Origin of the sequence: Brevundimonas subvibrioides (genome assembly GCF_027271155.1) — a bacterium.
Lineage (GTDB): Bacteria > Pseudomonadota > Alphaproteobacteria > Caulobacterales > Caulobacteraceae > Brevundimonas > Brevundimonas subvibrioides_D.
In genome coordinates, this window is record NZ_CP114542.1 from 2,042,862 (window position 1) to 2,064,348 (window position 21,487).

Below are 21,487 nucleotides of genomic sequence, written 5' to 3' on the forward strand. Positions count from 1 at the left end.
CCCTGCCGTCAGGCCGGCAACGTCCAATGGACGACACCCGGCGTCAACCGCGCGGCTTGCCGCCCGTGCGTGGACCGGTGGAGCGGGGTCCGCCCGTGCCCCCCGCACGGGGCTTGAAGTCGCGCTTCGGCTTGTCCCCGTCGCGGGCCCAGGTCGCCGACTTCGGCCCGATGATCTTGTCCTCGCGCGGCTTGAACACCCGCGCCGGACGTTCGCCGACCGCTGCGCCGTCCTCGCGGGGCTTCCAGGGCTTCTTGGTCGAGGGTCCGCGCGGATTGGGCGGTGCGGCCTTGGCCCAGCCGGCCTTCTTCGGGGGTCGATTGGCCCGCTCGGCCCCCTCGACCTGGGCGGTCGCGGCGGCGCGAACGCGGCTGGGCTTCCTCGACGGATCCGACATGGCCGAGCCCGAAGTGCCCGTGACCTTGGGCGCACCGGTGCGGCGGCCGGGGATCGGCGCGGGCGTCTCGACCGTATTGCCCTGGGGCAGGTTGTCGGGGCGGATGTGTTCGCCCAGCAGTTCGCGGATCACGCGGGGACCGACCTCCTCGACCGATCCCGTGGCCAGGGTGCCCAGCTGGAAGGGGCCATAGGCCAGGCGGATCAGCCGGTTGACGGTCAGACCGACCGATTCCAGCACCTTTCGGACCTCTCGGTTCTTGCCCTCTGCGATCTGGACGCTGATCCACAGGTTGGCGGCCTGCGAGCCGTCCTCCTTGGTCGTCGCCTTGTCGATGGTCGCCTCGACCGGGCCGTAGCGGACGCCGTCGACGGTCACGCCGTCCTTCAGCCTGTCCAGCTCGGCCTGCGTCACCCGCCCCCGGGCGCGGGCCCGGTACTGGCGCACCAGGGCCGTCTCGGGCAGCTCCAGCGCCCGGCTCAGCTCCCCGTCGTTGGTCAGCAGCAGAAGACCTTCGGTATTGATGTCCAGTCGCCCGACCGAGATCACCCGCGGCAGGCCGCTGGGCAGGGCGTCGAACACGGTCGGCCGTCCGGCCGGATCATTGTGCGAGGTCAGCAGACCGACCGGCTTGTTGTAGCGCCAGACACGGGTCGCCTGGGCCGCCGCGATGGGCTTGCCGTCCACGGTGATGACGTCGTCGCGGGTGACCAGGGTCGCGGGCGTATCCAGAATGCGGCCGTTGACCGCCACCTTGCCCAGACCGATCAGCCGCTCGACCTCGCGGCGCGAGGCGATGCCGGCCCGTGCCATGGCCTTGGCGATCCGTTCGCTGCGCTTCGGCTCGGCGGGCGCGGCGTCCTTGCCGGGCTTGCCACCCGGCTTTCCCCCGGGGCGAGGCCCCTTGGCCCGAGGTTCAGGCCGCGCCCCCTTGTCGGCCGGATAGGCGCGCCCGCTGCCGGAGCCGCGTCCGCCTTCGGGTGCCTTCGCGCTGGACTGGAACAGGGAAGCGGAGGCCGAGCCGGGGCGCGCGGAGCCGCCTTTCGGGCGATCCCCGGGCTTGTGCGCCCTCGGGGCTTGACTGGGGCGGGGCTTCTTGTCGTTGTCGTCGGTATGGCGGGCCATGATGAGCGGTTCATGCGCATGGCACTGGACCTTGCGCAAGCGGCGGCGGACGCAGGCGAGGTTCCCGTCGGGGCCGTGATCGTCGACGAAGCGACCGGCGAGGTCGTCGCGACGGGCGCGAACGCCCCGATATCAGGGCATGATCCGACCGCTCACGCCGAGATTCAGGCGATCCGCGCGGCGGCGTCGGCTCTGGGCAATTATCGCCTGACCGGCCTGACCCTCTATGTCACGCTGGAGCCCTGCGCCATGTGCGCCGGTGCCATCAGCCATTCCCGAATCGGCCGGCTGGTCTGGGGTGCCGACGATCCGAAGGGCGGCGCGGTCGTCCATGGACCCCGTCTTTTCGACCAATCCACCCTGCATTCGCGTCCCGCCGTCGAGGGCGGGATCCTGGCAGACGCGTGCGGTGACGCCCTGCGCGCCTTCTTCAGGGCCCGGCGCACCGGAACGCGAACCGGCTGAGCCCGTTACAGCCAAGCCTGACCGCCAGCGCCGCCGGAGTTGCCATGAAGATCGTCGCCCTCGTCGCCCTGCTGGGTCTGGCTCTGCTCGGCGGGTGCGGTCAGTCGCGGTCGGCTCCCGAAAGCGCCGACGCGGTTCAGCAGCGGGCCATCGACGCCCAGACGGCGCAACGTCGGACGGGCGCCGAGCTTCAGGACCGCGCGCTGAACCGCGTGATCCGCACGGTCTATCTCTGCGACAACGGCGAGCGCCTGACGGTCGATTTCGACAATCCTCGCGCCATGGCGACGGTCCGGAACTCACATGGTGAGGCCGCCGACCTGTTCCAGGAGCGGGCCGCCGACGGCATCTGGTACCGGGCGGGCCAGACCGAGCTACGCGGCAAGGGCATCCTGGCCACCTGGACCGCCGACGGCCGCGCCGACACCCAGTGCCGGGCGATCGATTAGGCCCAGGGTCAGTCAGCACCCTCCTGGCGCAGGAACGCCAATATCGGTGCGGCGTCGTCAAACTTCTGCGCAAAGGCCTGGCCGATCCCGGACGCGAGGATCAGGGTGACCGCGCCGCCCTCGGCCTTCTTGTCGCCGGCCATCCGCGCCAGCAAGGCCTCGCTGGAGAACGTCCCGGCCTGGGCCAGTCGCGTCGGCAGACCGGCCGCTGTGACAACCTGTTCGACCCGAGCGGCGTCCGCAGGATCGCACAGCCCCTGCCCGGCCGAGAAGCGGAACGCCATGCAGCACCCCAGCGCGACGGCCTCGCCATGCGCGAGCGCTGCCGCCTCGAACCCCAGCTCGGCCTCGATCGCGTGACCGAAGGTGTGGCCGAGGTTCAGCAGGGCGCGGCGACCGGCCTCCTTTTCGTCCTCGCCGACGATGGCCGACTTGATCTCGACCGAGCGGATGACGGCCCGGGTCAGGGCCTCGGGGTCGCCCCTGGCTCCGGCCGCGCCGTCCCCCGCCAGCCAGTCGAAGAAACCGGCGTCGCAGATCAACCCATGCTTCAGCACCTCGGCCCAGCCCGAGCGCAACTGCACATCAGGCAGTGTGCCCAGGACGTCGATGTCGGCCAGCACCAGACGCGGCTGGTGGAAGGCCCCGACCAGGTTCTTGCCGCGCGCCGTGTCGATCGCCGTCTTCCCACCGACCGAGGAATCGACCTGGGCCAGCAGGGTGGTCGGCAGCTGGATGAAGTCGATCCCGCGCATGTATAGCGCCGCCGCCAGCCCGGCGAGGTCACCGACCACGCCCCCTCCCAGCGCCACGATCACGTCCTTGCGGTCCAGTCCCGTCGCCAGCAGCCGGTCCATCAGCCGTTCGAGCTCGCCGAAGGATTTGGATGCTTCACCCGCTGGAACGGAAACAATTTCCGCTTTTATACCAGCCTCTTCAAGCGATGATCTGAGAGCAGGACCGTGCAGGGCGGCGACCGTTTCGTCGCTGACGACCACGGTGCGGCCCCTGGCGAAGGGCGCGATGCGGTGCCCGGCCTCTCGCAAAAGACCCCGCCCGACGACGACGTCATAGGGCGTGAAGCGCCCGCCCCCGACAGGCACCACGGTCGTCATTGCACGCCCTCCTGGGCCCAATAGGCCTCCAGGGCCTGAAGGATCGCCTCTACGGCCTCGGCGTGGGCTCCCGCGCCGACGTCCACGGTCACGTCTGCGGTCGCATAGACCGGATAGCGCACCTCGGCCATCGTGGTCAGGGTGGCAAGCGGATCCTTGCCGCGCAGCAGGGGCCGAGTGTCGCGCCGCTGGACGCGCGCGGCCACGACCTTGATGTCGGCCCGCATCCAGACCGACGTCGCCTTCGCCTTCATCAGGGCCCTTGTGTCGGGATTCAGCACCGCACCGCCCCCGGTCGCCAGCACGATCGGCGGTCCTTCCAGCAGACGTCGCATCACCCGGGCCTCTCCCGCCCGAAACTCGGCCTCGCCCAGCTGCGCAAAGATTTCAGACACCGTCATGCGGGCCGCGGCCTCGATCGCGTCGTCCCCGTCGACGAACGGCAGGCCAAGGCGGTTGGCCAGGCGGCGACCCACGGTCGATTTTCCCACGCCCATCAGCCCGACCAGCGCTATGATGCGGGTCGGCCTGGGAATCGGTGGACGGGACGTGTCTCGGCTCACCGGACGGTCGCGCTGGGCAGGAAGGCTTGGACAGACATGATCGTGTCGATCTCTACACCAAGCCGCTGTGGGCGCCACCGGAACACGCCGATCTGCGAACGATGACGACGCCGCAGGTCGAGGCCTTTCTCGAGATGATGGCGGTCGAGCGCGACGCCTCGCCCCACACCCTGTCCGCCTATGCCCGCGATCTGGCCGATGCGGAGATGGCGGTGGGCAAGGTCGGGCTGCTCGGTGCCGATGAGGCCGCGATCGAAGCCTGGTTCTCCGGACTGTCGACGCGAGGCCTTTCGACCGCCACGGCCGCCCGACGCCGATCGGCCGTGCGCCAGTTCTATCGTTTCGCCCTGGGCGAGGGTTGGCGTGCCGACGACCCCTCCCGCCGCCTCGATGCGCCGAAACAGGGCCGACCCCTGCCCCGCACCCTGACCCGCGAGGAGGTGTTGCGGTTGCTGACCGCATCGGCCGCTCGCGATGGCGCAGCGGGGGTTCGCATGATCGCCCTTGTCGAACTGGCCTATGCCTCGGGCCTGCGAGTATCGGAACTGCTGGCCCTGCGCGTGGAGGCCGTCCGTCGCGATCCCGCCTGGCTGATCGTCCGCGGCAAGGGCGGCAAGGAGCGGCTGGCCCCCCTGAACGCCTCGGCGCGGGAGGCCGTGAAGGCCTGGCTGAACGTTCGCGACGCGCAGCGACCGGAAAAGGCGCCCGACAGCCCCTGGCTGTTCCCGTCCGGCGCGGCGTCCGGCCACCTGACGCCCCGTCGCTTCGCCCAGATGCTGGACCAGGCCGCGATCGACGCCGGGATCGATCCCGCCCGCGTCAGCCCCCATGTCCTGCGCCACGCCTTCGCCACCCATCTGCTGGAAGGGGGCGCGGATCTGCGCGTCGTCCAGACCCTGCTCGGCCACGCCGACATCGCCACCACCCAGATCTACACCCACGTCGCCACGGATCGCCTGACGCAGGTGGTCAACCGTCACCATCCCTTGGCGAGAGACGAGTAAGAGCGCATATTCAGGCTCATGAGCCAGTCCTTCTACGTCAAGGCGATCTGGGATGCCGAGGCGGCTGTCTGGACCAGCGAGTCCAACATCCAGGGGCTCGTGCTCGAGACCGCTACCCTTGCGGAGTTCGAGTCTTTGGCTCGCCATTTTGCCCCGGAGCTTCTTGCGGAAAACCTCGGCATCCACGGCCAGGTGCCGGTCCGATTTGAAGCCTTGGGCGGTTTCGACGTCATCGCAGCGTGACACGGCCACCAAACCCTACCGTGCGTTGAGCGGGTTCCATGTTCGGATACGTCGATTGCGAAGCTGATCGGGCGCCGAACGATGCCCCATGACTTCTATGCGGAACTCACTGCGCTTCTCTCAGCGGCAGGCTGGCGTCGTGCCGAAAGTGCCAAGGGCAGTCATGAGAAATGGCGCCATCCCGACGTCGCCCACAGCGTCATCGTGCCTCGCTCCAAAAGCCGGCACACGGCCAACGGTGTTCTCAAACAGGCTGGCCTGCCCAAAGCTTTCTGAACCCCGCTTGCCCCCCGGCGTTGACCTCTCTAGGTTCCGCCGCCTTGCGACAGGGCCTGTTTGCCCGCCCCTCCCGGACGCCTCATGGCCACCCACTATCTCGAGTTTGAAAAGCCGATCGCCGATCTTGAGGCCAAGATCGAGGAGCTCGGGCTGCTTGCCGCGACCTCCGGCTCGTTCGAGACCGAGATCGAGGGCCTGAAAAAGAAGGCCGAGCAGCTTCGCCGGAAGACCTATGCCGAACTCGATCCCTGGAAGAAGACCCAGGTCGCGCGCCATCCGCAGCGCCCGCATTTCGTCGATTATCTGGACGCGCTGTTCACCGACTATGTCGAACTGCGTGGCGATCGCCAGTTCGGCGACGACCAGGCCATCCTGGGCGGCCTCGCCCGTTTCAGGGGACAGGCCGTCGTCGTCATGGGCCACGAGAAGGGCCACGACACCGCCACCCGCCTGACCCACAATTTCGGGATGGCGCGGCCCGAGGGCTATCGCAAGGCCGTGCGCCTGATGGACATGGCGGATCGCTTCGGCCTGCCGGTCCTGACCTTCGTCGATACGGCCGGTGCCTATCCGGGCCTTGGGGCCGAGGAACGCGGCCAGGCCGAGGCCATCGCCCGCTCGACCGAACGCGGCCTGATCCTGACCACGCCGATGATCGCCACAGTCACCGGCGAGGGCGGCTCCGGCGGTGCCATCGCGCTGGCCGCCGCCAACCGGGTGCTGATGCTGGAGCACTCGATCTATTCGGTGATTTCGCCCGAGGGGGCCGCCGGTATCCTGTGGCGCGACGGGGCGCGGGCAAAGGATGCGGCCAACGCCATGAAGATCACCGGGCCGGACCTGATGGCCATGAAAATCGTGGACCGCGTGGTGCCAGAGCCGGTCGGCGGTGCCCATGCCGACCCGCAGGCGGCGATGAAAGCTGTGGGCGATGCCGTGTGGGAAGAGCTTCAGGCCCTTCTGCCGCTGACACCTGCCGCGCTGCGCAAACAGCGGTCGGACCGCTTCTATGCCATCGGACGCGCCTAGATTTCAACGTCCGCGGCGGTTCGGGCCCCGCGCGTCTGCTTTTTCCACAGCGCGGCGTATTCGCCACCGACCCGGGCGACCAGCTCATGGTGCGCCCCGCGCTCGACGATGCGGCCGGCCTTGAGAACGAGGATCTGATCCGCGTCGGCGATGGTGGACAGGCGGTGCGCCACGACCAGGGTGGTGCGACCCGCCTTGGCCTTCCGCAAGGTCTTCTGGATCGCGGCCTCGGTGCGACTGTCCAGAGCGCTGGTCGCCTCGTCCAGGATCAGGATGCACGGGTCGGCCAGCAGGGCGCGGGCGATGCCGACGCGCTGGCGCTCACCCCCGGACAGCTTCAGGCCCCGCTCTCCGACGCGGGTCTCCATGCCCTCGGGCAGGCTGCGGATGAAGTCCGACAGCTCCGCCGCCTCCGCCGCCGCCTCGATCGCCGCTTTGTCCGCGTCCGGCCGGGCGAAGGCGATGTTGACGCGCAGCGAGTCGTTGAACAGCGCCACGTCCTGCGGCACCAGGGCCACTGCCCGGCGCAGCGACGCCTGGGTCACATCGCGCATGTCCGAGCCGTCGATGACCACGCGTCCCGTCTGGGGGTCCAGCAGGCGCAGCGCCAGTTTGACGATGGTGGACTTTCCCGCGCCGGAGGGGCCCACCAGGGCGGTGGTCGTGCCCGGTGCCACCTGAAAGGACACGTCTTCCAGGCCTTTGGCGCGGGCATCATGACGGAACGAGACGTCCTCGAACGCCAGCGATCCCCCGCGCTGATCCTGGGGACGCACCAGGTCTGCGGCTCCCGGCGCATCGGCGACCTGTGGCGATTGACGCGTAACCTTCAGCATCTCCTCCATGTCGATGAAGGACTGGCGGATTTCCCGATAGGCGAAGCCCAGGATGTTCAGCGGCGCATACAGCGAGATCATGATGAGGACGGCCGCCGTCACGTCGCCCGGCCCCATCCGGCCAGCTGCGGCCTCGAAGCCCGCCATCACGGCCATGACGCCCAGACCCACGTTCATGATCAGGGCCTGGACGGCATTCAGCAGCGCCAGCGAACTGTTCGCCTTGAGCGCCGCAGCGTTATAGACCCCCAACGCCCGGTCATAGCCCTCGGCGGCGCGGCCCTCGGCCCCGAATGACTTGACGGTCTCGTAGTTCAGCAGGGCATCGACGACCTGACCCGCAGCTTCCGTGTCGGCGGTGTTCATCGTGCGTCGATGCTCGATCCGCCAGTTGGATATGGCGAAGGTCAGACCGGTGTAGAGAACCACCACGACCACCGCGACGCCCGCGAACCGCCAGTCGTATTTGCCCCCCAGCACCGCAGCGGCCAGGGCCAGCTCCAGAACCGTCGGGGCCAGGTTGAAGGTCAGGATGCGCAACAGGAAGTCGACCGAGCGCGAACCGCGGTCCACAGTCCGGGACAGGGCGCCGGACCGCTTGGTCTGGTGGAAATCCAGGGACAGGTTCAGCGCATGGGCAAAGGTCTCGGTCGCAGCGCGTCTTTGGGCCGCCTGACGCACGGGGGCGAACACGACGTCAGACAGCTGGGGGGCCGCCGAGGAAATGAATCGCACGATCGCCCAGCCCACCGCGAAGCCTGCGAAGCCCAGACCGACCGAGACGCCCGCCGGTTGATCCCTGGCCAGATGGTTCACCGCCGCCCCGAGCACCAGCGGTGCCACCACGCCCAGCGCCTTGCTGGCAATGATCAGTGCGATCGAAACCACCAGCCGCAGATGCAGTTGCGGCGCACCCGATCGCCCGACCAGCCGGGCCAGGTCGATCATCGCCGGGATCGTCCGGGGTCCATCGGCCGGGTCGGGCGCGACCCCCGCCAGTTGTGCCTTGGCTTCCATCGAGCCACCCCGTTGTCCCGATCGTTCGCCACGTGCCATGCCACGCATATGGACTGCGCCGCTGCTGTCTGAAAGGCGTGGTTCAGAGCACCGGCCCGAAGACCCGCCGGAAACTGGCCTTCAACGCCACATCTGCCTCGTCCATGCCGCAGATGATGCCCAGGTCCATCAGACTGGTCACGCCGTGATCGGTGATGCCGCAGGGAACGATGCCCCCGAAGTGGCCGAGATCGGGCTCGACGTTCAGGCTGATGCCATGAAAACTGACCCATTTGCGGATCTTGACGCCGATGGCCGCGATCTTGTCCTCGCGCGACCATCCCGGCCCGCTGCGCTCGACCCAGACACCGACCCGGCCCTCGCGAACGCCGGCCTCGACGCCGAACTCGGCCAGCGCTCCGATCAGCCAGGCCTCCAGCCCCCGCACGAAGCCGCGCACGTCCTTCCCGCGCGCGTTCAGGTCCAGCATCACATAGGCCACGCGCTGGCCCGGTCCATGATAGGTGAACTGGCCGCCGCGGCCCGTCCGGTGCACCGGGAACCGCCCGGCATCCAGCAGGTCGCCATCCCTGGCCGACACCCCGGCCGTGTAGAGCGGCAGGTGCTCCAGCAACCAGACCCGCTCGGCCGCATCCCCGGCCGCGATCGCGGCCACCCGCCTCTCCATTTCGGCGACGGCGTCCTCGTAGGGCACATAGCCGGGCGCGACGACCCATTCGACCGGGCGGCCATCGGAACGAATCAGCGGTGAAACGGCGGCGCTTAACGGCTCGGCAAGCATGATGGGATCAATGTGTCCCCGGGAGCCACCAATGCAAGTCCAGACGTCTGTACCTCCCGCGTATCCGGAGTTCCCTTGAGCCAGATCGAAGCCGTCGACGTCGAATTGTCCGTCGTGCTGGGCCGCTCCGTGCTGCCTATGTCCCAGCTGCTGCGGATGGGGCGCGGTGCCGTGATTCCGCTCGATGCGTCGGAAAACGACGAGGTCTGGATCCTGGCCAACAACCACCCGGTGGCCCGCGGCATGATCGAAATCCGCGAAGACCGCATCGCGATCACGGTGACCCGCCCTGCCGACGTCTACGACTTCATGGCCGGAGCGGCCTAGACGAAGAAATAGGCAGTAGGCAGTAGGCAGTAGGCAGTAGGCAGTAGGCAGTAGGCAGTAGGCAGTAGACAGTTGCGAGGTCGGTGCCAGTGGATACGGTCAACAGCTATCGCGATCTGAAGGTCTGGCAAAGGGCCATGGATTTGACCGTGCTGGTCTATGATCTGAGCCGCGGCTTTCCCAAGGAAGAACAGTTCGGTCTGACGTCACAGATCAGACGCGCATCCGTCTCCATCGCGGCGAACATCGCGGAAGGCTACGGACGCTCTACCACGGGCTCCTACCTCAGCTTCCTGCGCATCGCTCAGGGTTCCCTCAAGGAGGTTGAGACGCACCTGATCCTCGCCGGCCGCGTTTCGATCTGCTCCGAAGACAGGACAAGCCCGGTCCTGGCCCAAACCGACGAACTCGGCCGGATGCTCCGTGCGCTCATTGTGCGCCTGGAACAACACCAGGACCCCTGAAACACGTCTTCTACGACCTACTGCCTACTGCCTATTGCCTGTGTCGCCCCCCTTCCCTTCCCTCCGATCCTCCGCTACAGCCCCCGCTCCGATGCGAGCGGTCGTGGCGGAATTGGTAGACGCGCAGCGTTGAGGTCGCTGTGGGGCAACCCGTGGAAGTTCGAGTCTTCTCGACCGCACCATCTGACGTAACAAGGGATACGATCGGCGCTACCAGCTGATTCACATCGAGAGAGGGAGGCCCCCCGCGTGAGCGAACGAACCGCCACTCTCGACCCTGTCGTCACCGAAGACCACGAGGCGCTGGACGAGGACTACGTCCTGACAGCGTCCTTCGTCGAAAAGGTCGTGGACGCCGCCGATGACGGCGACGGCCTGCGGCTTCGGTCGCTGCTGGAAGACCTTCATCCCGCCGACGTCGCCGACCTGATGGGCTTCCTGACGGCCGAGCACCGCGGCGTTGTCGTGCTGTGGCTGCCGCCGGACCTGCTGGCCGAGACCCTGCCCGAACTGGATGACGGAATCCGCGAGGAGGTGCTGGAGCGTGTGGCACCGGGAACCCTGGCCGAGGCGCTGCAGGAACTGGACTCCGACGACGCCGCCGCCGTGGTCGAGGATCTGGAAGACGATCAGCGCGAAAAGGTCCTGGCCGCCATGCCGGCGACCGATCGCGCCGCGATCGAGAACTCGCTGGGCTATGCCGAGGACACCGCCGGCCGCCTGATGCAGCGCGAGGTGATGGCCGCCCCGCTGTTCTGGAGCGTCGGCGACACCATCGATCACGTGAGAGCGCAGGGCGAGGACCTGCCGGAGTTGTTCTTCGACATCTACGTCGTCGATCCGCACAACAAACCGGTCGGCGGCATTCCGATCAGCGGCCTGCTGCGCGCGGCGCGGACGGTGAAGCTGTCGGACCTGATGGAACCGGTGAACGGCATCGCCGCCGACACCGACCAGGAAGAGGTCGCCTACATCTTCGAGAAATACCACCTGATCTCGGCCCCGGTGGTGGACTCGGCCGGGCGGCTGGTCGGCCAGATTACCGTCGATGACATCGTCAACATCATCCAGGAGGAAAACCGCGAGGACATCCTGCGCCTGGCCGGTGTGTCCGATGAAAGCCGGGGTGCCGGCGTCTTCGGCGTGGTACGGTCGCGCATTCCGTGGCTGGTGGTGAACCTGGGCACGGCCCTGTTCGCCTCCTCGGTGATCGGAGCATTCACCAAGGAGATTCAGGCCCTGGTTCAGTTGGCGATCCTGATGCCCGTGGTCGCGTCGATCGGCGGGAACTCCGGCACACAGGCGCTGACCGTGGCCGTGCGGGCCCTCGCCTCGCGCGAACTGAACTCCGCCAATGCCATGCGCATCCTGAGCCGGGAGGTGCTGGTCGGGCTGTTCAATGGAACGGCCATCGCCATCCTGCTCGGCGGTGTGTCCTTCCTCTGGTTCCACCTGCCACTGCTGTCGCTCACCATCGGACTGGCGGTGCTGATCAATCTCGTCGCGGCCTCCCTTGCGGGAACACTCGTGCCCCTGGCCCTGGATCGGCTGGATCGAGACCCCGCGGTCGCGTCGCCGGTGTTCGTGACCTGGATCACCGATACTGTGGGTTTCCTGTCGTTCCTGGGCCTCGCCGGCGTCATACTGCTGTAGAATGCCCGAGCGGCCCGCGCCTTGCTCCCTCCCCTGCGGGGCGAGCGCGCTCCGTCTCGTTTTGGGTCAATTCCAGTGTCCGACGCCACCAGACCGACCATGAAGATTTCCCGCGAGGGCATCGTCCTGATCAAGAGCTTCGAGGGCTTCCGCCCCCGGGCGATCCGCCGCGAGGACGGCGGCTGGGTCATCGGTTACGACCACACCCTGTCGGCCCGCGAGGGTGCCAGCGTGTCGGAAGCCGATGCCGAGTTGCTGTTGCGCTACGACCTCCTGCCGGTCGAGACATCGGTGAACCAGGCCGGTCCCGCCTTCCTGAACCAGCACCAGTTCGATGCCCTGGTCAGCTTCGCCCATTCCGTGGGCGTCGATCGCTTCCAGTCCTCGGACGTCCTCGCCCATCTGGTCCAGGGCGATGTGGATCGTGCAGCAGATGCCCTGATGGGCTGGCCCGAGTCCGCCCAGCCCCAGGTCTCGCTGCGTCGCCGCGTCGCCGAGCGGGCGCTGTTCCGGGCGAATCCGGACACGGACGTGGTTCTGTCCGACCTCCTCGCAGCAACCTCGGATATCGTTGCGCCCACCGCGCCCGAGGCGAGCCCGGAGACACCGACGGTTTCGCCGGAGACAGCCCCCCCTGCGGCCGACACGCCCGACGCAATCCAGACCGAACCGGGCCAGACCGAACCGGGTGACGCGGACCCAAGGACGGTGGCTGTTTCCATGCTGCTCGGAGAAACCGATGCCGTGGTTCTTCCGAGCTTCCCGCCGCCCCCTCCGGCGTCCGAGGCTGCTGCGGAGAGCGATATCAGGACGGACGCCTGTGCTGCACCGGCCAATGACGTCGACGCCGATGGGCCGACAGCGCCTGCGGTTTCCGATCCCTTCGCGTCGCCCGGAACCACGGCCACACAGCTTCCGGAACCGGAACCGGAACCGGAGCCCGAGCCGGAGCCGGAGTCCGTTCATCTGCCCGAAGTCATGGTCGATGCTGACCCGGCCACCGCCAGCGCACCGGAAGACGCGACGGTTCCGACGGATGCGCCGACGGATGCACCGACGCCGCCAACCGGCTTGCCGGCTGAGCGCATCGCCATCACGCTGAAGCGCTATAATCCTTACGGGGCCGCCATGGTCGGCCCCCTGCCCTTCCTGCAGCCCACGCAGGATCGGGCCATCGAGCCCGAGCCTGTGGTCACGCCGGCCATCGACCCCCAGCTTCCAGCCACGCCGACGGAGGCACCGGTCGTCGCGGAAAGCGAGCCGGCGACGGACATTTCGCCGATCCCGGCGGCGATCGAGGTCGAACCGCTCATCCTCAGTCCGGATGACGATGCGCCGACGCCAGCCCTCTCGCGCGAGCCTTGGACGGTCGAGGAGCGCGTGGAGCTCAGCGACTCGAACGAGGCCGGCCTGTTTGGCGAAGACCTGTCGCTGACCCAGGGCGGCGCGCCGATCCTGCGCCACGGCGACCTCGAAATCCCGGCTCCCGCTTCGTTCGACTGGAGCGAAACGGGGGCCTTCATCATCATGGGAGCCGTCGGGCTGACTGCATTCGGAGCCGCCATGGCCGCGTTCCGGCTGGCGGCGGAGCAGTCGGGGGGCGACGAAACGACCATCATCGCCTGGGTCCTGGCGCTGATCGGCGCGGGCTGCGTCGGGGTTTCCTCGTTCAACCTGTACCGTCGTTGGGGCCTGCCGGGCGGCGACAACTAGCACATTGGCGAACCGGCCCGGGCGGTGCTAGGCCGCTGCCCATGAGCATTCCCAACGCCCCCCAATCGATGGAATTCGGCCTCGGCGAGACAGCCGACGCCATCCGCGAGACCACCGCACGCTGGGCCGCCGACCGCCTGGCCCCGATCGCGGCGGAGATCGACGAGACAAACACCTTCCGCCGCGACCTGTGGCCCGAGATGGGCGACCTGGGCCTGCATGGCATCACGGTCGAGGAGGAATGGGGCGGGCTCGGACTCGGCTATCTCGAACACGTCGTGGCCATGGAGGAGGTTTCGCGCGCCTCCGCCTCGATCGGCCTGAGCTATGGGGCCCACTCCAACCTGTGCGTCAACCAGATCCGCCGCTGGGGCACGGCCGGACAGAAGACGAAATACCTGCCCAAGCTCATCAGCGGCGAGCACGTCGGCTCTCTGGCGATGTCGGAGGCCGGTTCCGGCTCCGACGTCATCTCCATGCGGACCCAGGCGCGCAAGGTCGGCGACCGCTACGTCCTGAATGGCACCAAATTCTGGATCACCAACGCCCCGTCGGCTGACACCCTGGTCGTTTATGCCAAGTCCGACCCCGAGGCGGGATCGAAGGGCGTCACCGCCTTCCTGATCGAAAAGGGCATGAAGGGCTTCAGCGTCTCCAAGAAGTTGGACAAGATGGGCATGCGCGGCTCCGACACGGCCGAACTGGTGTTCGAGGACTGCGAGGTTCCCGAAGAGAATGTCATGGGTCCGGTCGGCGGCGGCGCGGGCGTGCTGATGAGCGGCCTGGACTATGAGCGCGCCGTGCTGGCCGCCGGGCCTCTGGGCATCATGCAGGCGGCCCTGGACGTCGTCCTGCCCTACGTCCGCGATCGCCAGCAGTTCGGCAAGCCGATCGGTTCCTTCCAGCTGATGCAGGGCAAGATCGCCGACATGTATGTCGCCCTGAACAGCGCCCGGACCTATGTCTATGCCGTCGCCAAGGCCTGCGACGCCGGCCTGACCACCCGCTACGACGCCGCCGGCGCGATCCTGCTGGCCTCGGAGAACGCCGTCAGGGTGTCGCTGGAAGCGGTCCAGGCCCTGGGCGGCGCCGGCTACACCAAAGACTGGCCGGTCGAACGGCTGGTGCGCGATGCCAAGCTGTATGACATCGGCGCCGGAACGAACGAGATCCGCCGGTTCCTGATCGGGCGGGAGCTGCTGGGAGCCTGAGCAGGGCGAAAGCGTCATTGTCCTCCTCTAGGGTCGTGCCATGAGCCTGACGGTGACCTCGACCGGCCGACCGATCCGCTTCTCCGACACCCTGGAGCGGCTGGGGGCCCATGGCGGCGAGCGGCTGTTTCTGGGCGAGATCGTCGAGGCCTTCGGCGAGCGGGCGTTCGGGGCGGTCATGCTGCTGTTCGCCATCATCAACATGCTGCCATGGCCACCGGGCGGCACAACCCTGACCGGCGCGCCCCTGCTGTTCCTGTCCGCCGAGCTGGCCTGGGGGCGCGACACCCTGTGGCTACCGCACTGGGTGGGCCGGGCCTCGGTCGGCCGCGAGACGTTTCGCAAGATGAGCGGCCGGCTGATGAAGCTGATCCGCTTCAGCGAGGCCCTGTCGAAGCCACGCCTTTTCTTCCTGACGGGCCGGCTGGGTCAGGGCCTGATCGGTCTGGCCTGCCTGGTGCTGTCGGCCATTCTGGTGCTGCCGGTCTTCGGCGGGAACCTGATCCCGGCCATCGCCATTGGGTTCTTCGCGCTCGGCGTCATGCAGCGGGACGGTGTGGCCGTCCTGCTGGGCTGGATCACGACCGGCATCACGGGAGCCGTTCTGATCTTCGCCTGGACTTTCGTCATCGCCGGATTCCGGCTGGGCCTCGACTGGTTTGGACAGGTCTTCTGAAGATGGCCGAATGTTAAGTGGCGAGCGTTCATGGACGTGCCTAAATCCGGTTAACCCCCTTCAGAGCCCCGCCTGATGCCTGATTACGACTTTCAGAGCGACCAACGTCCTTTCTCGACGGTGCTCGACGACATCGGGGCCAAGGACGATCCGAAACTCTATCTCGGCGAACTGATCAATGCCTTCGGAGAGCGCGGTTTCGGGGCGTTGATGGTGTTCTTCGGACTGATCAATGCGATCGCATCCCCTATCCCGGGCTCGACGACCGTTCTGGGCGCGCCGCTGCTGCTGATCTGCCTTCATCTGGTGATCCGGCGCGATCAGCTGTGGATGCCCGCCTGGGCGTTGAAGAGCAGCCTGCCGCGCGACAGCTATCGCACCACCATCGCCAGGGTACGCAAGCCCCTGCTTCAGATCGAACGTCTGTCCCGCCCCCGGTTCAGCATCATGAGCAACGAGGTATCGGAGGTTCTGATTGGCCTGGTGACCACCCTGCTGACGGTCATCGTCATGCTGCCGATCTTCGGCGGCAACCTGTTCCCGTCGCTGTTCGTTGCCCTGTTCGGATTCGGTCTGATGCAACGGGACGGTGCCCTGATCGCCGCCGCCTGGCTGGGCGTCGCGGGTTTCAGTGTCTTTGTCTGGGCGGCCTGGAACCTGATCGTCGCCGCCTTCCAGACCTCGCTGCAGTGGGTCCAGCATCTGGTGTAATCGCCAGTGGCGCGGGTCGGGGTGTCCGCCTAAAGCTGGACGACCCTTCCGGATGACTCATGCCTTCTTCGCAGACCCACGCCCGCACCTTTTCCGAAGTCCTCGAAGACCTGGGGCACGGGGAGAATCCGAAGCTGTCCCTGCATGAGGTCGTGGACCGTTTTGGCGAGCGCGGCTTCGGCGCGCTGATCCTGGTGCTGGCCCTGGTGGCCATGATCCCCTGGCCCCCGGGCGGCAAGGCCCTGTTCGCCCTCGCCATCATCCTGATGGCCGTTCAGCTGACCCTGCTGCGCCACGAGGTCTGGCTGCCCGCCTGGGCCGGCAAGGCCTCGGTGTCACGGGGCTTCTACAGGAGCGCCAGCGGCAAGATCATGGGCATGGTGCGTAAATTCGAAAGCCTGTCGCGCCCGCGTCTGCTGTTCATGACCGGCAAGGTCGCCGACATCCTGATCGGCGTCGTCGCGGTGTTGATGGCGCTCATGATGGGCACGTCCGCCCCGTTGATCGATGTCCTGCCGGACCTGGCGCTGGTGCTGTTCGGACTGGGACTGATGGCGCGCGACGGGGTCATCCTGATCGGTGCCTGGGTGATGGTCGGTGTCAGTATCCTGACCTATGTCCTGGCCTGGGAATCGCTGGTCGCGCTTTTCCACGGCGTGCAGCACACCCTTCACCTCGGGTAGCAAAAGGGCCGCCGGATCGCTCCGACGGCCCTCATTGTCTGACCGCGTTACGGCCGACCTACAGCTTCAGCCTGAAAGGATCAGGCCCGGACCTCGTGGGAGGACCAAGTTTCGGTCACCGTACGGGTTTGGGACAATGAGATCACTTGATCACCTCCTTTCGCTGTTGAACAGGACGTCAAAGGTAGGACCGCTTTGGCCCCTCCGCAAAGCCCCGATGCCGACTTCGTGATGCCGAACTCCAGGCAGCCGTCAGAGTTTCCACCTGCGCCTGGACCAGCAACCGACGGCGTATCTCAACCTGCATGAGCGTAGTGGGCTCCACGCGCCCGGCGGACAGGCCCTTCAGCAATGCAAAAACGCCGGGAAGCGAACTTCCCGGCGTCCTTGCGTCTACTGGAACAGCGACAGGAGAATCTGTGGCGACTGGTTGGCGATCCCCAGAGCCTGAACACCCAGCTGCTGCTTGGTCTGCAGCGACTGGAGCTTGGCGCTTTCCTTTGCCAGATCGGCGTCCACCAGATTGCCAACACCGGATTCCATCGCGTCCGTCAGCTTCCCGACGAAGATACGATGGGTATCCAGCGCCTTCGACTTGGTGCCCAGGCGTGCGAGCGCAGCCGAGACCTTGTCGAGGGAGGCGTTCACCAGACCCAGGGCCGTGGTGGCCAGGGTCGCGGTGCCGATGGTCGTGGTCGCGGTCACGGTGACGTTCGTCGATCCCAAGGCCAGCACCTCGGCGCCGACCGTCAGGGTCGTTGTACCCGCCGCATTGGCCAGAGCCTGGAAGCCGAGCGCGCCGGTCTTCAAGAGGTTGATCCCGTTGAAGTCGGCGGCGTTGGTTGCCGAGGTGATCTGGTCGCGGAGGGCCTTGAAGTCCTCGTTCAGCGCGTTCCTCGATGACGTCGACAGCGACTTGTCCGTCGCCGCCAGGGCCTTCTCCTTCATTTGGACCAGGAGGTCCGAAATGCTCTCACCTGCTGCAAGACTCACATCCACCGCCGATACGCCGCGGTCGAGCGAGGCTCTCACCGCCCCCAGGGCGCCGATATCGGACCGTTGACCCTGGGCGATCGCCCAGATGGCCCCGTTATCCTTTGCGCTGCCGACCTTCTTGCCGGTGTTGATCCGGGATTGGGTCGCCGACAGCTCGGCATTGGTGGCGTTCAGATTTTGCAGCGCGACGAGAGCGCCAAGATTCGTATTGACCGAGTTGGCCATGAGAAAGTCCTTCCATTCTGGTCGGGGGGGACGGCCTTCTGGCCGTTGAACCGGTTCTGGTCCTGCGCGCATCAACGCAAGGACTGGGCCGGACCTATCCGATTGAAAGGACTATGGTAAATCTAGAGTTGCTGTCGCAGCTCGGCAAAATCTGGCTGGCCGCGGTCAAGGTTGCCGGGCGGCTGGGCTGGCTGGGTGGCCTGCGATCCCTGGGGAGCCAGGCCCTGCATGATCGAGCGGTTGATGTCGATCAGGGTCTCGAAGTCTTCCTCGCCGCGCATGACGGCCGACGAGTGGCGGCCCACAAACAGGCTGATCGAAATGATCTGGGCCTTCAGCGGGTTGGCCAACTGGTTCTGGGAATCCGAGCAGTCGGTGGCCAATACGGACCAGAGGCGCCGGTTCCAGTCGAGGGCGTCGATGCGGGTCTTCACGTCGCTGGGATCGACAGTCGAGGCATGAATCAGGGCCCGGGTGACCTGGCCGAACAGCCGGTATTCCATTTCCCGCGGTGTCTCGGTCCGCGTGGAAGCCTGTGCATACGCGCTCAGCATCAGGTCAGGCTTTCCTCGTAATCTACCAGTTTCCGCGCCGCCATCAGGGCCTTGTAGTATTCCCGGGCCAGGACATGCTTGGAGCAGGCGACGCAGTCGGCCATGGCGACCGGATTGCGGGTCGCGCCCATGAATTCCGAAAGCCGGGTCACGAACTCGTCGTAGACCTTGGACGCGGCGCTCTCGTCCAGATACATCATCATGACCGGGAAATAGATGCGCTTGGCCGGGCTCGTGACCTCGTCCAGCTGCATGATGTCCTTCTCGCGCAGAACCGAGGCCTTGTTCTGCAGGATCAGAACACCACGACGGTCGCCGTTCTGAACGACAGCGCCGTTCAGAACGAACTTCTCTCCGGGCTTCAGTGACAGCTTCAACGGCATGGATGGGCCTCCTCCAGCCCGCGCGATCCTGACTACGCGTGGGGTGACTGACACAGGCTAAACAGCCGTGGTTAACCATGTGTTCTATGTGAAGCGGTATCTCGGTCCCAGTGCATCTGTCAGATCGAGTCGTCCATGACCCACGTCGCCCCCTCACCCGCAGACCTGGCTCCGTCAGAACTCGCGCTTGGCCACATGCCGATTTCCCAGGGCGCGGCCGGCGACGCCGCCTCCCCCGCCTCGATCCGCCGCCTGTCCCAGGCGCTGGCCGGCAAGGGCCCGAGCGTAAAGGCGCAGAAGAAGGCCATCGAGACCCTGAAGGCCGCCGTCGCCGCGATCCGCGTCGGCGACTACGCGTCCGCGACGCGGCGCTGCCTGTCCATCCTGCAGGCGGACGAGCGCAACGGCCTGGCCTGGCACGTCCTTGCCATCGCGCGCGAAAAGGGCGGCCACCTGTCGGAAGCGCTGAATGCCTATGAGGCCGCGCTGCGTGTCATGCCCGAGGATCCGGCCATCGCCCACGACCTGGCCCGGCTGGCGCAGCGGCTCGGCCATCTGGATATCGCCGAAAAGCTGCTGATGAAGTTCCTTGCGGCGGAGCCTGGACATATCGAGGGCACCAACAACCTGGCCTGCGTGCTTCGCGATCAGAAACGCTACGACGAGGCCGTCGACCGGCTTCGCGACCTGATCGAGATCGAACAGGGCAGTCCGGTGCTGTGGAACACACTCGGCACGGTCCTCAGCGATCAAGGCCAGATGAGCGAATCGCTAATCTTCTTCGACGAGGCACTGAGGCTGGACCCGGCCTTCGCCAAGGCGCGCTATAACCGGGCCAATGTGCTGCAGCCGCTGGGGCATCCCGAACAGGCGCTCGCCGATCTCGACGGGGCCCTGCCCGGAGCCGAAACGCCCTACGAACGCGCCATGATGCGCATGGCGCGGGCCATGACACTGATGGGCATGGGCCGCCTGAAAGACGGATTTGAAGAATACGAGGTCCGTCTGGATCCCGAAATGCCCGAAGCCATGCTTGTCGCGGTTGATGCGCCCCGCTGGGATCCCACGACGCAGGACATCGCCGGCAAGCGTCTGCTGGTGGTGGGGGAACAGGGCATCGCCGACGAAATGGTTTTCGGCGGCTGCCTGCCCGATGTGATGGAGGCCGTGGGGCCGGCCGGCAAGGTCTTCATCGCGGTCGAGGCGCGTCTGGTGGACCTGTACCAGCGCAGCTTCCCGACCGCCGTCGTGGGGTCACACAGGGCCGTCCGGCTCGAGGGGCGACTGACGCGCTATTGCCCTTTCATGGAGGAGATCGGCGAAACCGAAGGCAAGGCCGACGCCTGGACACCCATGGCCAGTCTGTGCACCGTCTATCGACAGGATGTCTCGGACTTTCCCGACCGAGACGGCTACCTTGTGCCCGATCCGGTCAAGGTCGCTCGCTGGAAGGCCGAACTGGAGGCCCTGGGGCCGGGACTCAAGGTTGGCCTGCACTGGAAGAGCCTGGTGCTGACCGGGGTAAGGGCGCGCTACTTCTCAAGCTTCGAGCGGTGGAAGCCCGTGCTGACCACGCCGGGCTGCATCATGGTGAACCTGCAGTGCGGGGACGTCACCGAGGACCTGGCAGCCGCCGAGGCGGCGGGTGTCACGATCTGGACCCCCCCGATGGACCTCAAGGACGATCTGGACGACCTCGCCGCGATCTCCTGTGCGCTGGATCTGGTCATCGGCCCGGGCATCGCGGGCACCAACATCGCTGCGGCGGCCGGGGCGCGAACCTGGCTGATCCACGCGCCGGACGACTGGCACCTGCTGGCGACCGACCGATATCCCTTCTATCCGCGTGTGCGGACCTTCGCGACCGGGGGCTTCGACGGCTGGCCGCGCGCGATCGACGCGGTCCGGGCGGCCCTGGACGTCGAGGTCGGGAACGCGGCCTGACGGCTGACGTTCTGCTCCCACACAGGGAGCCGGCCATGACCGATATCGACAGCGGCAGAGACGACCAGGACCAGTCCGAGACCTTCGACGAGGACAACGTCGACGCATCCGAAACGGGCGGCGTCACCAACGAATTCAAGACGTTCGAGGAGATGCCCGATGTCCTTGACGTCACCTCGGCCGACGGCGATGCCGACGACGAGGATTTCGACGAGGACGATCAGGATATCGACGATGAGCTCGGAGCCGATGGCATCGAGCCTGAGGCCGATGCGCAGTACGGCACCGACCGGGCGCGCATCAATGAACTCGACCTCGGGGCTGATACTGCGGGGGTTGGCGAGGTCGAGTTGGTGTATTCCGGTCTGATGGAAGACGTGAAGGGGGCCCAGGCCAGCGCGGCGCACTGGGAGGCCAGAACCCTCTCGGACGACGATATCGCCGACCTGGGCTATGGTCCCGAAGGAAACCGGACATGACCGACACATATCAAAAGACGCCGCGCGACCCGGATCACGACGAGAACACACCCCATGCCCGTCGGGTCGAGCCGATGAGGGACGACCACGACCAAGAAGAAGACGGCCGAGGACCGCCAGGAGGCCCTCGTCGACGAGGGTGTCGAGGAAACCTTCCCCGCCAGC

General features: G+C 66.9%; 24 protein-coding genes and 1 tRNA gene. 17 read left to right on the forward strand and 8 right to left on the reverse strand.

Going from position 1 to position 21,487, the window contains the following annotated elements; translation table 11 throughout:
* Nucleotides 1-43: 43 nt before the first annotated feature.
* Nucleotides 44-1,522, reverse strand: coding sequence for a pseudouridine synthase (locus tag O3139_RS10355; protein ID WP_269514005.1), 1,479 nt, complete (start codon nucleotides 1,520-1,522; stop codon nucleotides 44-46).
* 12 nt (nucleotides 1,523-1,534) lie between these two features.
* Here O3139_RS10355 and tadA point away from each other — a divergent pair, with 12 nt between their 5' ends.
* Both tadA and O3139_RS10365 read left to right on the forward strand, forming a co-directional pair.
* Nucleotides 1,535-1,987 carry a tRNA adenosine(34) deaminase TadA gene (gene tadA, locus O3139_RS10360; RefSeq protein WP_269514006.1) on the forward strand — a complete coding sequence of 151 codons (453 nt, stop codon included), beginning with the start codon at nucleotides 1,535-1,537 and terminating at the stop codon, nucleotides 1,985-1,987.
* A gap of 44 nt (nucleotides 1,988-2,031) precedes the next feature.
* Nucleotides 2,032-2,436 carry an MliC family protein gene (locus O3139_RS10365; RefSeq protein WP_269514007.1) on the forward strand — a complete coding sequence of 135 codons (405 nt, stop codon included), beginning with the start codon at nucleotides 2,032-2,034 and terminating at the stop codon, nucleotides 2,434-2,436.
* An 8-nt stretch (nucleotides 2,437-2,444) separates the two neighbouring features.
* Here O3139_RS10365 and aroB read toward each other — a convergent pair whose 3' ends face one another.
* A complete protein-coding gene (gene aroB / locus O3139_RS10370; RefSeq protein ID WP_269514008.1) occupies nucleotides 2,445-3,551 on the reverse strand; it encodes a 3-dehydroquinate synthase in 1,107 nt (368 codons plus the stop codon).
* Nucleotides 3,548-4,114 carry a shikimate kinase gene (locus tag O3139_RS10375; protein WP_269514009.1) on the reverse strand — a complete coding sequence of 189 codons (567 nt, stop codon included), beginning with the start codon at nucleotides 4,112-4,114 and terminating at the stop codon, nucleotides 3,548-3,550. The genes aroB and O3139_RS10375 overlap by 4 nt, the downstream gene beginning before the upstream one ends.
* A gap of 101 nt (nucleotides 4,115-4,215) precedes the next feature.
* Here O3139_RS10375 and O3139_RS10380 point away from each other — a divergent pair, with 101 nt between their 5' ends.
* The 4 genes from O3139_RS10380 (at nucleotide 4,216) to O3139_RS10390 (ending at nucleotide 6,669) form a co-directional block, all read left to right on the forward strand.
* Nucleotides 4,216-5,118, forward strand: a complete 903-nt coding sequence (locus tag O3139_RS10380; protein ID WP_269516467.1) for a site-specific tyrosine recombinase XerD — start codon at nucleotides 4,216-4,218, stop codon at nucleotides 5,116-5,118.
* Between the two features lie 18 nt (nucleotides 5,119-5,136).
* Nucleotides 5,137-5,361: a DUF1902 domain-containing protein gene (locus O3139_RS10385; protein WP_269514010.1), complete on the forward strand. Its 225-nt coding sequence runs from the start codon at nucleotides 5,137-5,139 to the stop codon at nucleotides 5,359-5,361.
* A gap of 81 nt (nucleotides 5,362-5,442) precedes the next feature.
* Entirely contained in the window at nucleotides 5,443-5,637 is a 195-nt protein-coding gene (locus O3139_RS14760; RefSeq protein ID WP_420022313.1) for a type II toxin-antitoxin system HicA family toxin, read from the forward strand.
* A gap of 84 nt (nucleotides 5,638-5,721) precedes the next feature.
* The gene (locus tag O3139_RS10390) at nucleotides 5,722-6,669 is read left to right on the forward strand and encodes an acetyl-CoA carboxylase carboxyltransferase subunit alpha (protein WP_269514011.1); all 948 of its coding nucleotides are present in this window, start codon (nucleotides 5,722-5,724) and stop codon (nucleotides 6,667-6,669) included.
* Here O3139_RS10390 and O3139_RS10395 read toward each other — a convergent pair.
* Nucleotides 6,666-8,522, reverse strand: coding sequence for an ABCB family ABC transporter ATP-binding protein/permease (locus O3139_RS10395; RefSeq protein WP_269514012.1), 1,857 nt, complete (start codon nucleotides 8,520-8,522; stop codon nucleotides 6,666-6,668). The two genes, O3139_RS10390 and O3139_RS10395, sit on opposite strands and share 4 nt — an antisense overlap.
* Nucleotides 8,523-8,604: 82 nt before the next feature.
* Nucleotides 8,605-9,303 carry a lipoyl(octanoyl) transferase LipB gene (gene lipB / locus O3139_RS10400; protein ID WP_269514013.1) on the reverse strand — a complete coding sequence of 233 codons (699 nt, stop codon included), beginning with the start codon at nucleotides 9,301-9,303 and terminating at the stop codon, nucleotides 8,605-8,607.
* 75 nt (nucleotides 9,304-9,378) lie between these two features.
* Between lipB and O3139_RS10405 the strand changes: the two genes are divergently transcribed.
* The 9 genes from O3139_RS10405 to O3139_RS10445 all read left to right on the forward strand — a co-directional run bounded on the left by O3139_RS10405 (nucleotide 9,379) and on the right by O3139_RS10445 (nucleotide 16,741).
* On the forward strand, nucleotides 9,379-9,630 hold the full coding sequence (locus O3139_RS10405; RefSeq protein WP_209320507.1) for a FliM/FliN family flagellar motor switch protein: 252 nt from the start codon (nucleotides 9,379-9,381) through the stop codon (nucleotides 9,628-9,630).
* A gap of 89 nt (nucleotides 9,631-9,719) precedes the next feature.
* Nucleotides 9,720-10,094 carry a four helix bundle protein gene (locus O3139_RS10410; protein ID WP_269514014.1) on the forward strand — a complete coding sequence of 125 codons (375 nt, stop codon included), beginning with the start codon at nucleotides 9,720-9,722 and terminating at the stop codon, nucleotides 10,092-10,094.
* Between the two features lie 97 nt (nucleotides 10,095-10,191).
* Nucleotides 10,192-10,276 (forward strand) — tRNA-Leu (locus O3139_RS10415).
* A gap of 67 nt (nucleotides 10,277-10,343) precedes the next feature.
* Nucleotides 10,344-11,747: a magnesium transporter gene (gene mgtE, locus O3139_RS10420; RefSeq protein ID WP_269514015.1), complete on the forward strand. Its 1,404-nt coding sequence runs from the start codon at nucleotides 10,344-10,346 to the stop codon at nucleotides 11,745-11,747.
* Nucleotides 11,748-11,846: 99 nt separating this feature from the next.
* Entirely contained in the window at nucleotides 11,847-13,460 is a 1,614-nt protein-coding gene (locus O3139_RS10425) for a lysozyme (protein ID WP_269514016.1), read from the forward strand.
* A gap of 41 nt (nucleotides 13,461-13,501) precedes the next feature.
* The gene (locus O3139_RS10430) at nucleotides 13,502-14,671 is read left to right on the forward strand and encodes an isovaleryl-CoA dehydrogenase (protein WP_269514017.1); all 1,170 of its coding nucleotides are present in this window, start codon (nucleotides 13,502-13,504) and stop codon (nucleotides 14,669-14,671) included.
* 40 nt (nucleotides 14,672-14,711) lie between these two features.
* On the forward strand, nucleotides 14,712-15,347 hold the full coding sequence (locus tag O3139_RS10435; protein ID WP_269514018.1) for an exopolysaccharide biosynthesis protein: 636 nt from the start codon (nucleotides 14,712-14,714) through the stop codon (nucleotides 15,345-15,347).
* A 75-nt stretch (nucleotides 15,348-15,422) separates the two neighbouring features.
* The gene (locus O3139_RS10440; RefSeq protein WP_269514019.1) at nucleotides 15,423-16,058 is read left to right on the forward strand and encodes an exopolysaccharide biosynthesis protein; all 636 of its coding nucleotides are present in this window, start codon (nucleotides 15,423-15,425) and stop codon (nucleotides 16,056-16,058) included.
* A 59-nt stretch (nucleotides 16,059-16,117) separates the two neighbouring features.
* Nucleotides 16,118-16,741 carry an exopolysaccharide biosynthesis protein gene (locus O3139_RS10445; protein WP_269514020.1) on the forward strand — a complete coding sequence of 208 codons (624 nt, stop codon included), beginning with the start codon at nucleotides 16,118-16,120 and terminating at the stop codon, nucleotides 16,739-16,741.
* 393 nt (nucleotides 16,742-17,134) lie between these two features.
* On the opposite strand, the gene O3139_RS10450 is transcribed toward O3139_RS10445, so the two are convergent.
* From O3139_RS10450 to flbT, 3 genes are all read right to left on the reverse strand, one after another.
* The gene (locus O3139_RS10450) at nucleotides 17,135-17,962 is read right to left on the reverse strand and encodes a flagellin (protein WP_269514021.1); all 828 of its coding nucleotides are present in this window, start codon (nucleotides 17,960-17,962) and stop codon (nucleotides 17,135-17,137) included.
* Between the two features lie 122 nt (nucleotides 17,963-18,084).
* Entirely contained in the window at nucleotides 18,085-18,519 is a 435-nt protein-coding gene (gene flaF / locus O3139_RS10455; RefSeq protein ID WP_420022352.1) for a flagellar biosynthesis regulator FlaF, read from the reverse strand.
* Nucleotides 18,516-18,899, reverse strand: a complete 384-nt coding sequence (gene flbT / locus O3139_RS10460) for a flagellar biosynthesis repressor FlbT (RefSeq protein WP_269514022.1) — start codon at nucleotides 18,897-18,899, stop codon at nucleotides 18,516-18,518. Before flbT ends, flaF begins: the two co-directional genes overlap by 4 nt.
* A 135-nt stretch (nucleotides 18,900-19,034) precedes the next feature.
* Between flbT and O3139_RS10465 the strand changes: the two genes are divergently transcribed.
* On the forward strand, nucleotides 19,035-20,843 hold the full coding sequence (locus O3139_RS10465) for a tetratricopeptide repeat protein (RefSeq protein ID WP_269514023.1): 1,809 nt from the start codon (nucleotides 19,035-19,037) through the stop codon (nucleotides 20,841-20,843).
* Between the two features lie 35 nt (nucleotides 20,844-20,878).
* The gene (locus tag O3139_RS10470) at nucleotides 20,879-21,322 is read left to right on the forward strand and encodes a hypothetical protein (RefSeq protein WP_269514024.1); all 444 of its coding nucleotides are present in this window, start codon (nucleotides 20,879-20,881) and stop codon (nucleotides 21,320-21,322) included.
* The last annotated feature ends 165 nt before the right edge of the window (nucleotides 21,323-21,487 follow it).

Bases quoted from the DNA above. Each gene is read 5' to 3' on its own strand.
- O3139_RS10425 (WP_269514016.1), top strand. From the start codon at position 11,847: ATGAAGATTTCCCGCGAGGGCATCGTCCTGATCAAGAGCTTCGAGGGC.
- O3139_RS10385 (WP_269514010.1), top strand. From the start codon at position 5,137: ATGAGCCAGTCCTTCTACGTCAAGGCGATCTGGGATGCCGAGGCGGCT.
- O3139_RS10390 (WP_269514011.1), top strand. From the start codon at position 5,722: ATGGCCACCCACTATCTCGAGTTTGAAAAGCCGATCGCCGATCTTGAG.
- O3139_RS10470 (WP_269514024.1), top strand. From the start codon at position 20,879: ATGACCGATATCGACAGCGGCAGAGACGACCAGGACCAGTCCGAGACC.
- flbT (WP_269514022.1), bottom strand. From the start codon at position 18,899: ATGCCGTTGAAGCTGTCACTGAAGCCCGGAGAGAAGTTCGTTCTGAAC.
- O3139_RS10430 (WP_269514017.1), top strand. From the start codon at position 13,502: ATGAGCATTCCCAACGCCCCCCAATCGATGGAATTCGGCCTCGGCGAG.
- O3139_RS10450 (WP_269514021.1), bottom strand. From the start codon at position 17,962: ATGGCCAACTCGGTCAATACGAATCTTGGCGCTCTCGTCGCGCTGCAA.
- O3139_RS10365 (WP_269514007.1), top strand. From the start codon at position 2,032: ATGAAGATCGTCGCCCTCGTCGCCCTGCTGGGTCTGGCTCTGCTCGGC.
- O3139_RS10395 (WP_269514012.1), bottom strand. From the start codon at position 8,522: ATGGAAGCCAAGGCACAACTGGCGGGGGTCGCGCCCGACCCGGCCGAT.
- O3139_RS10440 (WP_269514019.1), top strand. From the start codon at position 15,423: ATGCCTGATTACGACTTTCAGAGCGACCAACGTCCTTTCTCGACGGTG.
- lipB (WP_269514013.1), bottom strand. From the start codon at position 9,303: ATGCTTGCCGAGCCGTTAAGCGCCGCCGTTTCACCGCTGATTCGTTCC.
- O3139_RS10465 (WP_269514023.1), top strand. From the start codon at position 19,035: ATGACCCACGTCGCCCCCTCACCCGCAGACCTGGCTCCGTCAGAACTC.
- O3139_RS10435 (WP_269514018.1), top strand. From the start codon at position 14,712: ATGAGCCTGACGGTGACCTCGACCGGCCGACCGATCCGCTTCTCCGAC.
- O3139_RS10445 (WP_269514020.1), top strand. From the start codon at position 16,118: ATGCCTTCTTCGCAGACCCACGCCCGCACCTTTTCCGAAGTCCTCGAA.
- O3139_RS10380 (WP_269516467.1), top strand. From the start codon at position 4,216: ATGACGACGCCGCAGGTCGAGGCCTTTCTCGAGATGATGGCGGTCGAG.
- aroB (WP_269514008.1), bottom strand. From the start codon at position 3,551: ATGACGACCGTGGTGCCTGTCGGGGGCGGGCGCTTCACGCCCTATGAC.
- tadA (WP_269514006.1), top strand. From the start codon at position 1,535: ATGCGCATGGCACTGGACCTTGCGCAAGCGGCGGCGGACGCAGGCGAG.
- O3139_RS10355 (WP_269514005.1), bottom strand. From the start codon at position 1,522: ATGGCCCGCCATACCGACGACAACGACAAGAAGCCCCGCCCCAGTCAA.
- O3139_RS14760 (WP_420022313.1), top strand. From the start codon at position 5,443: ATGCCCCATGACTTCTATGCGGAACTCACTGCGCTTCTCTCAGCGGCA.